We start from the raw sequence: 9246 nt of genomic DNA on the forward strand, positions 1-9246 counted from the left end.
GCGGGCTCGCGATGACCGATGTGGCTGCTGTCGCATCCGTCGTCGTCGCGTTCCGCACCCATCTCGCTTCGTGCGGCCGAAGTATCTGTCGCACTTGATGCGAGGACTACCGCCGCACCAGCGCCACGACGTACACGCAATCCTGCTTGCCGGCATTGGTGAACGTGCACGGAGCGGGCGGCCCGAGCTGGAGGCAGTCGCCCTCCGTCAGTTGATACGTCAATTCCCCTTCCACGAACGTCAGCGTGCCTTGGCGCACCCAGATCTGCTGATGCTGGAACGTGAACGCCGATGACGGGTACGACACACTGACGCCCGCCGGCAGCGTCACCTCCAGCAACTCCAGCATGCCGCCGTTGCGCGGTGACACAGCCCGGCGCAGATAGCCGGTTTCCGGATCCTGCCAGACCAACTGGTCCGCACCGCGACTCAACCGCTCGCCCGACTGCTCCGCCAGCGACAGGAGCATCGACAACTGCAATCCGAACGCGCCCGACAGGCGGCCCAGCAACGCGGCCGTCGGACTCGCCGCACCGCGTTCGATCTTGCTGATCATCGCCTTCGACACGCCGGAACGATCGGCGAGGTCGCCTAACGACCAGCCACGGGACTCGCGTTCGATACGGATGCGCTGGGAAATCGCGGGGGTGGGATCGACCATCGGGGGAGGCATGCCTGTGTCCAGAGATTCAGTTGCGGAAATTATACAAGTCGCCCCTTGCAATGTCCGCGCTCAACCGTGCCTGCGCCCGCCACATCAACCTTCCCGACGCGCCGTACCGCAAGCATCACCCACCGAGTCCTCGCGTTAACCCTCATGTGAAACAATTTTGATCGTAGTCAAACGTCTACTATAGTAAACGGCAACGACGGTTGTGCCCGTCACCATTTTGTTGCAGACAAGGAGTCGACATGCCCCGTGAAATCCGATTTAACGCGTTCGAGATGAACTGTGTGGGTCATATCCAGCAAGGTCTCTGGACCCACCCGCGCGACCAGTCGGCGCGCTACAGCGAGCTGCAATACTGGGTGGACTACGCGAAGAAGCTGGAAAAGGGGCTGTTCGACGGGATGTTCTTCGCCGATGTGGTCGGTGTCTACGACGTCTACGGCGGCAATGCCGACGCTGCGCTGCGCAACGCCGTGCAGGTGCCGGTCAACGATCCGCTGATGCTGATCCCCGCGATGGCGGCTGCCACGCAACACCTCGGCTTCGGCGTGACGGCCAACCTGACCTACGAGCAGCCGTTCCTGTTCGCGCGCCGCATGTCGACGCTCGATCATCTGACCGGCGGTCGTATCGGCTGGAACATCGTGACCGGCTATCTCGACAGTGCTGCACGCGCCATCGGCATCGAAGGGCAGATTGCCCATGATGACCGCTACGACCTGGCCGACGAGTACATGTCGCTCGTCTACAAGCTCTGGGAAGGCAGTTGGGACGATGACGCCGTGGTGGCAGACCGTGCCAGCGGCATCTACGCCGATCCGTCGAAGGTTCGCGTCATTCATCACCACGGCAAGCAATACAAGGTCGACGCCATGCACCTGAGCGCCCCGTCGCCGCAACGCACGCCGGTGCTGTATCAGGCCGGCTCGTCGGCACGCGGTTGCCAGTTCGCCGCCACGCACGCCGAGTGCGTGTTCGTGAACGGTCAGAAGATGGACGGCGTGAAGGAGATCGTCGACACGATTCGCGCGCAGGCCGTGCAGTTCGGACGCGATGCCAACGACGTCAAGGTGTTCATGGGCGCCACGCCCATCGTCGGCCGCACCGATGCCGAGGCACAGGAGAAGTTTGAAGAGTATCGTCGTTACGTGAGTTCGGAAGGCGCGCTGGCGCACGCCGCCGCGTCGCTCGGCATCGACTTCGCGAAGTACGACATCGACGAGCCCATCGACACCGGCAAGAGCCAGGCCATCGTATCCAACGTGACGGCCATGACGCGCGCCGCCGGTCCGCAATGGACCCGCCGCAAGCTGCTCGAGCAGATGGTGCTGGGCAGCCGTCAACAGCCGTGGGTTGGCTCTGCGCAGAAGATCGCCGACCAGTTCATGGCATGGAGCGAAGCCACCGGCATCGACGGCTTCAACCTGTCGCGCACGGTCGTGCCCGAGTGCTTCGAAGACATGATCGACCTCGTCGTGCCGCTGCTTCAGGAACGCGGCGCCTACAAGACGTCGTATCGCGACGGCACCTATCGCCAGAAGCTGTTCGGTCGCGACCGTCTGCCGCAAACGCACAGCGCCGCGCAGTATCGCGCGCTCGCCAAGTAAGCGTTGTCGCCAGTCTGGCATCTGTCACGAATCGAGCGAGGGAATGGAAATGGACGAGACCACGATGGACCAAGCGATCTTCCGCGAAGCCATGGCAGGCCTGGGCGCTGCCGTGAATGTCATCACGACCGACGGCCCTGCGGGGCTGGCCGGTTGCACCGCCTCGGCGGTGTGCTCCGTGACGGACGATCCGCCCACGCTGCTCGTGTGCATCAACCGGGCGAGTCGCAACAACGCGGTAATGCGTGAGAACGGCCGCCTGTGCGTGAATGTCCTCTCCGCTGATCAACGCGATATCGCCATGCAGTTCGCCAAGAAGGATCTGTCGATCGACGCGCGCTTCGCCAGCGGCGACTGGGATCGCATGACCACGGGCGCGCCAGCACTGCACGGCGCGGTCAGCGCGCTGGACTGCGAAGTGGCGTCGGTCACCGAAGTCGGCACGCACACGGTCTTCTTCTGTGAAGTGAAGGCTGCACGCACGACGGACGCGCTCGACGGCCTGATCTACTTCGCACGCGGCTTCCACCGCGTGGGAATGGTCGCGCAAGCGGCGGCGGCCTGAGGACGTGAGCCCGATGGAACGTGTGTCATCGATGCGCGGCACCGACCCGGTAACGCGGCAACGCGCCCCGCGCGGCAAGGTCGCGTCGCTCGCGATTGTCCTGCTCGCCCAGGTGGCGGCAATGGGCGTCTGGTTTTCGTCGACGACCGCTGTGGCACTCATCAAGCGCACGCAGCCGATTGCGTCGGGTGACGAGGCGATGCTCACGGGCGCGGTGCAGTTGGGCTTCGTGCTCGGCACGTTGATCTCGGCAACGCTGGCACTGCCCGATCGCTACGACCTGCGCCGGATGTTTGCGGCGAGCGCGCTGGTCGCCGCGATCTCGACAGGCGCACTCGCCGTGCTTCCGCCGACGGGGCCGCAGGTGATCGCGTTGCGAATGATCACGGGCATGTGCATGGCCGGGGTGTACCCGGTCGGCATCCGGCTGGTGGCGACGTGGGCCAATGCGGATCTCGGCTTGCTGATCGGCCTGCTGGTGGCGGCGCTCACGCTCGGGTCGGCCAGCCCGCACCTCGTGGGCGGGTTGCCGGATCTCGACTGGCACTGGGTCTATCTCGCCGCAGCAGCGTTGGCGGTGGTGGCAGGGGTTGCCATCGGATTCGCCGGCATCGGGCCGAACATCAAGCGTGCGGCACGCGTCGATTTCTCGAAGGTGACGCAGGCGTGGCGCAATCCGGCCGTGCGACTGGCGAACCTCGGATACCTCGGCCACATGTGGGAGCTGTACGCGATGTGGGCGTGGCTTGGCGTGTTCCTGCAGCACACGCTGTCGTCGCACGGCGTCGAGGGCTTTCGGGCCAAGGCGGAAATGCTGACGTTCGGCGTGATCGCCTTCGGGGCCGTAGGGGCGTGGGCCGGCGGCTGGCTCGCCGATCGCCTGGGGCGAACCTGCGTGACGATCGGTGCGATGGCGATCAGCGCGACGTGTGCGGCGGTGATCGGCTGGCTGACGGCGGCACCGCTGGCGGTGGTGGTGGCCGTCGCCTTCGTGTGGGGCGCCTCGGTGATTGCCGATTCGGCGCAGTTCTCGGCAGCGGTCGCGGAGCTGGCCGAGCCGACCTCCGTGGGCACGCTGCTGACGGCGCAAACGTGCGCCGGCTTTCTGCTCACGCTGTTCAGTATCCGGCTGGTGCCGGTGGTTGTGGAGCATCTCGGATGGTCGGGTGGCATGAGCCTGCTGGCCATCGGTCCGGTACTCGGTTGCGTTGCCATGTGGCGACTGCGTCAGCGCCCCGAGGCGCGGCGCATGGCCGGTGGCAAGCGGTGATCCGGCGCGAACGACAAAGCACATGACACGCAGCGGGACACCGGTGCGCGTCTTTACCTCAAGATTTTCGGGACGTTGACATGTATTCCTACCCAGACATCAAGATGCTGATCGGCGGCGAGTGGCGCAGCGCCCCCGGCCAACCGGTGCTGAACCCGTCGGAAGGCACGCCGATCGGCATGGTGCCCACGGCCAGTGTGGCCGATCTCGACGACGCTCTCGCGGCTGCCGAGCAGGGCTTCCGTGTGTGGCGGCGCACGCCGCCCGCGCAGCGCGCCGAGATCATGCTGCGCGCGATCGCGCTGCTCAAGGAGCGTGTCGAGAGCATCGCGTTCGCGATCTCGCTGGAGCAGGGCAAGACGTTGGCGCAGGCACGTGCCGAAGTGCTGCGCGGTTGCGATCTGATGACGTGGGATGCCAATGAAGGCAAGCGACTTTACGGCCGCGTGATTCCCGCCGAGCCGGGCATGCGTCACACGGTGGTGCGCGAGCCGGTCGGTGTGATCGCGGCCTTCACGCCGTGGAATTTCCCGATGAGTTCGCCTGCCCGCAAGGTCGGCGGTGCGCTCGCGGCCGGCTGCGCGATCATCCTGAAGGCGGCCGAAGAAACGCCCGCCGGTGCGGTGCTGATGGCGCAGGCGTTCCGAGACGCAGGTCTGCCCGACGGCGTGTTCAACCTGGTCTTCGGCGACCCCGGCATGATCTCCGCACATCTGATTGCCAGCCCCGTGGTGCGCGGCATCACGTTCACGGGGTCGACACCGGTCGGCAAGCACCTCGCCGGGTTGACCGCGAAGCACATGAAGCCCGCCATTCTGGAGCTGGGCGGTCATGCACCGGTCATCATTTGCGACGACGCGGACCCCGAAACGGCGGCGCTCGCCTGCGTGAAGGGCAAGCTTAACAACGCCGGGCAGGTGTGCGTGGCGCCCACGCGCTTCTTCGTGCATCGCAAGGTCTACGACGCGTTCGTCGACGCCTTCGCCCGGCACGGTGGCGCCATTCGTGCGGGCCACGCACTGGAATCGTCGAGCGACATCGGCCCGGTGGTCAATGAACGACGTCTTGCCGCACTGCACTCGCTCGTCGACGACGCCGTGGCACGCGGTGCACGTGTGGTCTGCGGCGGCCATCGCTGGGAGGGCACGGGCTACGTGTTTCCGTTCACGGCACTGGCCGACGTGCCTGCCGATGCACGCGCCATGCTCGAGGAGCCGTTCGGCCCGCTGTCGCTGATCGTGCCGGTCGAGAGTCTGGACGAGGCCATCGAGCGCGCCAACAGCGTGCCTTACGGACTCGCAGGCTACGCCTTCACGCGCTCGGCGGCGAATGCCTACCGTCTGGGCGACGCGCTTGAAGTCGGCAACCTTGCCATCAACCATCTGGTCTCGGCGGTCTCCGAGACGCCGTTCGGCGGCGTGAAGGAAAGCGGCTACGGACGGGAAGGCGGTACCGAGGGGCTCGAGTGCTACACGCACGTCAAGAGCATCTCGCACCTCATGGATCCGGCGTAACCCGACGACGGATCTCACGCGGTGATCGTACGGGACACGCTTCACCGCATTCGCAGCGAGCCGGACCCTCCGGCTCGATAAGCCAACGGGAAAAACCAGGAGATTGTCAATGCGGCCCGTCTATCTTTTAGCACTCCTACCGGTACTCGCCGTGCTCGTGGGACCCTTCTTCGTCAATCGCGTGACGCCTTACGTGCTCGGCATGCCGTTTTTGCTGGCATGGCTTTCGGGGGCGCTCGTGCTCACGTCGATCGTGATGGCGATCATTTTCTACGCCGATGAGGCACGACTTGCGCGCGAAGGAGTCGATCGATGAACAGCGCTCCGATCTTCATTTTTCTGGCCATTGCACTTGCGCTGTTCCTCGGTATCCGGGCGCGTCGCGGCAAGGACATGAGCCTTGAGCAATGGGCGGTGGGCGGTCGCGGCTTTGGCGCCGCCATCGTTTTCCTGCTCATGGCGGGCGAAATCTATACGACGTTCGTGTTCCTCGGCGGTAGCGGCTATGCCTACGGGCATGGCGCGGGCGCGTACTACCTGCTCGGCTATGGCAGCCTGCCGTTCATTCTGTCGTATTTCCTGTTGCCGCCGATCTGGCGCTATGCCAAGCAGCGCAAGCTGATCTCGCAGCCCGACTTCTTCGCGGCGAAGTACGAGAGCAAAGTCCTGGGCGTGCTCGTCGCGGTTGTCGGCTTTGCCGCGCTGATTCCTTACCTGGTGCTGCAGCTCAAAGGCCTGGGCATCATCGTAAGCGTGTCGTCGTACTCGGCGCTCTCTTCGAATCAGGGCGTGCTTATCGGTGCCGTGGTGGTTGCCGTCTACGTGGCGCTGTCAGGCGTGCACGGCTCGGCATGGACATCCGTGGTCAAGGACGCGCTCGTCATGTTCGTCGCGGTCTTCCTCGGCCTGTATCTGCCGTATCACTACTACGGTGGTGTCGGCGAGATGTTCGCGGCCATCGAGAAGGCAAAGCCCGGCTTCCTGGCGCTGCGCGACGTGGGCGAGAGCCCGGTGTGGATGGTCTCGACGGTGATTCTCTCGACGCTGGGCTTCTACATGTGGCCGCACATGTTCATGGCCGTCTACACGGCCAAGCGTGAAGAGGTGCTGCGCCGTAATGCGTTCGTGCTGCCGATCTACCAGCTCATGTTGCTGTTCATTCTGTTCGTCGGCTTCTCGGCGGTGCTCGCGGTGCCGGGCCTGACGGGCGGCGATATCGATCTGGCGCTGTTCAAGGTCTCGCTCAAGACGTTCGATCCGTGGTTCGTCGGCGTGATCGGTGCGGCGGGCGTACTCACGGCGCTCGTGCCGGGCTCGATGATTCTGATGACGTCGGCCACGCTGCTCGCGAACAACGTGTATCGCCCGCTGCGTCCGCAGGCGTCCGACGCGCAGGTGGCACGGGTGGCCAAGTGGCTCGCCCCGGCCATCATGGCGCTGGCCGTGCTGTTCACGCTCAACGGCGGGCAGACTATCGTCGCGCTGCTGCTGATGGCTTACGCACTGGTCACGCAACTGTTCCCGGCGCTGCTGGCCAGCCTGTTCGCGAAGAACTGGGTGACGCGTCCGGCGGCGTTCGCCAGCATCATCGTTGGCGAAGGCACGGTGGCCTGGGTGTCGCTCACGAAGAAGTCGGTGGCCACGCTGTTCCCGTTCCTGCCCGATGCGCTCAAGGATCTGAACGTCGGCATCGTGGCGCTGGTGTTCAACGTGATCGCGCTGGTGGTGGTGTCGCTGCTCACGCGTCGCACGGCATCGGCCGTGCGGTTGTCGGCAGATGCCTCGTAATTTGCAACGCCGCTGGTAAGAAGAGCGCGAGGGTCGCGTGTCAATTGACGCAAGGCCCTCGCGCGAATGACCTGACATGATGAATACCTCTGATATCAAGCGTGTCGCGTTCGTGCAGGCAGGGTGGCATGCCGACCTGCTGCACGGCGCGCGCGATGCATTCCAGACCCGCATGGCGGAGCTGGGGGTGCCGGCCGACCGGATCGCGTACTTCGACGTGCCCGGCGCTTTCGAAATCCCCTTGTTCGCCCGACGGCTCGCCATGACCGGCGAGTACGACGCCATTGTCGGCGCAGCCCTCGTGGTCAATGGCGGCATTTATCGTCACGAGTTCGTGGCGCAGGCGGTCGTCGACGGCCTGATGCGCGTGCAACTTGACACCGACGTGCCGGTGTTCTCGATGTCGCTCACGCCGCATCACTTCCATTCGCACGACGAACACCATGCTTTCTTCGCGGAGCACTTGAAGCACAAGGGCCGCGAAGTGGCGGATGCCTGTACCGGCATGCTGCGCGCACTCGCCGCCGTGGGGCGCGATGCGTCGCCCCGCTGAAGCCCCCGAAACGAATTTCACGGACATTCCGACATGACGCCTTCGAGCGATCTGGACGCGCTGCTCGCCAGCAGCGATGACACCCTGCGCGCCTTGCGACGCGATTTGCACGCACACCCCGAACTGCGCTTCGAGGAGCGGCGCACGGCCGATGTCGTTGCGCGCTATCTGAGCGATCTCGGCTACGAGGTCGACCGCGGCATGGCGGGCACCGGTGTGGTGGCGAGCCTGCCCGGTGCCGATCCGTCGCGCGGCATCGTGCTGCGCGCCGACATGGACGCACTGCCGATTCAGGAAGCGAACACCTTCGCGCACACCTCGTGCCATCACGGCGTGATGCACGCCTGCGGACACGACGGCCATACGGCCATGCTGCTGGGCGCAGCGCGCGTGCTCAAGCAGTTGCCGCAATTGCCGGGATCGGTGCACTTCGTTTTCCAGCCGGGCGAGGAGGGGGGCGCAGGCGCACAGAAGATGATCGACGATGGTCTCTTCGAGCGTTTCCCGACTGAAGCGGCGTTCGGCATGCACAACTGGCCGAGCCTGCCGGCGGGGGAGTTTGGCTTGCGCACGGGGCCGATCATGGCCGCCGGGGTGCGCTTCCGGATCACGGTGCGGGGCAAGGGCGCCCATGCGGCGCAGCCGCATCTCGGGTTGGACCCGATCCCGCTCGCTTGTTCCATGGTGTTGCAGTGTCAGACGCTCGCGGCGCGTCACAAGGACCCGGTCGCGCCGGCCGTGGTGTCCGTGTGCATGATCCACGCGGGTGACACCGATAACGTCATTCCGGACACCGCCGAGTTGCGCGGTACGATCCGCACGCTGTCGTCCGGGGTGCTGAACCAGCTTCAGGACGACATTCGCCGTGTCTGCGAGGGCATGGCCGCCGCCTACGGCGCGGCGGTGGACGTCGAGTTCTTCCAGTACTACCCGGCAACGGTCAACACGGCGCGCGCAGCGGCCCTGTGCGAACGGGTGATTCGTCGGACATTCGGCGACGCGGCCACGCACGCCGATGTGCCGCCGAACATGACGTCGGAAGACTTCGGCTTCATGCTCGAAGCGAAGCCGGGCGCCTATGTGCTGATCGGCAATGCGCCGCGAGACAGCGCAGGCGTCGGCCTGCACCATCCGGCATACGACTTCAACGACGACATTCTTCGCGACGGCGTGCGGTACTGGGTGTCGCTGGCGACGGCGTACTTCGATGAGGCGCCCGTCTGAGCGCCTCATCTGACGGATTGCTGGTGACGGATTACGCGTCGGACGTCAGCACGTT

General features: G+C 65.3%; 9 protein-coding genes. 8 read left to right on the plus strand and 1 reads right to left on the minus strand.

The features are described 5' to 3' along the window. Positions 1-106: 106 nt before the first annotated feature. On the minus strand, positions 107-673 hold the full coding sequence (locus ABWO90_RS23245; RefSeq protein WP_353193594.1) for a helix-turn-helix domain-containing protein: 567 nt from the start codon (positions 671-673) through the stop codon (positions 107-109). Positions 674-912: 239 nt separating this feature from the next. Here ABWO90_RS23245 and ABWO90_RS23250 point away from each other — a divergent pair, with 239 nt between their 5' ends. The 8 genes from ABWO90_RS23250 to ABWO90_RS23285 all read left to right on the plus strand — a co-directional run bounded on the left by ABWO90_RS23250 (position 913) and on the right by ABWO90_RS23285 (position 9191). Next, positions 913-2277 (plus strand): LLM class flavin-dependent oxidoreductase, encoded by a 1365-nt coding sequence (locus ABWO90_RS23250; protein WP_353193595.1) that lies wholly within the window; start codon positions 913-915, stop codon positions 2275-2277. Between the two features lie 64 nt (positions 2278-2341). Beyond that, on the plus strand, positions 2342-2842 hold the full coding sequence (locus ABWO90_RS23255) for a flavin reductase (protein ID WP_353193596.1): 501 nt from the start codon (positions 2342-2344) through the stop codon (positions 2840-2842). Between the two features lie 13 nt (positions 2843-2855). Then, positions 2856-4112 (plus strand): MFS transporter, encoded by a 1257-nt coding sequence (locus ABWO90_RS23260; protein ID WP_353193597.1) that lies wholly within the window; start codon positions 2856-2858, stop codon positions 4110-4112. An 80-nt stretch (positions 4113-4192) separates the two neighbouring features. Then, positions 4193-5626 carry an NAD-dependent succinate-semialdehyde dehydrogenase gene (locus ABWO90_RS23265; protein ID WP_353193598.1) on the plus strand — a complete coding sequence of 478 codons (1434 nt, stop codon included), beginning with the start codon at positions 4193-4195 and terminating at the stop codon, positions 5624-5626. Positions 5627-5735: 109 nt separating this feature from the next. Then, positions 5736-5942 carry a DUF3311 domain-containing protein gene (locus ABWO90_RS23270; protein WP_353193599.1) on the plus strand — a complete coding sequence of 69 codons (207 nt, stop codon included), beginning with the start codon at positions 5736-5738 and terminating at the stop codon, positions 5940-5942. Further along, on the plus strand, positions 5939-7414 hold the full coding sequence (locus tag ABWO90_RS23275; RefSeq protein ID WP_353193600.1) for a sodium:solute symporter family protein: 1476 nt from the start codon (positions 5939-5941) through the stop codon (positions 7412-7414). Before ABWO90_RS23270 ends, ABWO90_RS23275 begins: the two co-directional genes overlap by 4 nt. Before the next feature lie 76 nt (positions 7415-7490). Continuing rightward, entirely contained in the window at positions 7491-7967 is a 477-nt protein-coding gene (locus tag ABWO90_RS23280; RefSeq protein ID WP_353193601.1) for a 6,7-dimethyl-8-ribityllumazine synthase, read from the plus strand. A 33-nt stretch (positions 7968-8000) separates the two neighbouring features. Continuing rightward, positions 8001-9191, plus strand: a complete 1191-nt coding sequence (locus ABWO90_RS23285; RefSeq protein WP_353193602.1) for a M20 aminoacylase family protein — start codon at positions 8001-8003, stop codon at positions 9189-9191. Positions 9192-9246: the final 55 nt, after the last annotated feature.

The organism is Pandoraea pnomenusa (assembly GCF_040391475.1).
In the GTDB taxonomy this organism is placed as follows: domain Bacteria; phylum Pseudomonadota; class Gammaproteobacteria; order Burkholderiales; family Burkholderiaceae; genus Pandoraea; species Pandoraea pnomenusa_C.

Coding starts and splice junctions, on each gene's coding strand:
- ABWO90_RS23255 (WP_353193596.1), top strand. CDS start 2,342: ATGGACCAAGCGATCTTCCGCGAAGCCATGGCAGGCCTGGGCGCTGCC.
- ABWO90_RS23265 (WP_353193598.1), top strand. CDS start 4,193: ATGTATTCCTACCCAGACATCAAGATGCTGATCGGCGGCGAGTGGCGC.
- ABWO90_RS23245 (WP_353193594.1), bottom strand. CDS start 673: ATGCCTCCCCCGATGGTCGATCCCACCCCCGCGATTTCCCAGCGCATC.
- ABWO90_RS23250 (WP_353193595.1), top strand. CDS start 913: ATGCCCCGTGAAATCCGATTTAACGCGTTCGAGATGAACTGTGTGGGT.
- ABWO90_RS23285 (WP_353193602.1), top strand. CDS start 8,001: ATGACGCCTTCGAGCGATCTGGACGCGCTGCTCGCCAGCAGCGATGAC.
- ABWO90_RS23260 (WP_353193597.1), top strand. CDS start 2,856: ATGGAACGTGTGTCATCGATGCGCGGCACCGACCCGGTAACGCGGCAA.
- ABWO90_RS23280 (WP_353193601.1), top strand. CDS start 7,491: ATGATGAATACCTCTGATATCAAGCGTGTCGCGTTCGTGCAGGCAGGG.
- ABWO90_RS23270 (WP_353193599.1), top strand. CDS start 5,736: ATGCGGCCCGTCTATCTTTTAGCACTCCTACCGGTACTCGCCGTGCTC.
- ABWO90_RS23275 (WP_353193600.1), top strand. CDS start 5,939: ATGAACAGCGCTCCGATCTTCATTTTTCTGGCCATTGCACTTGCGCTG.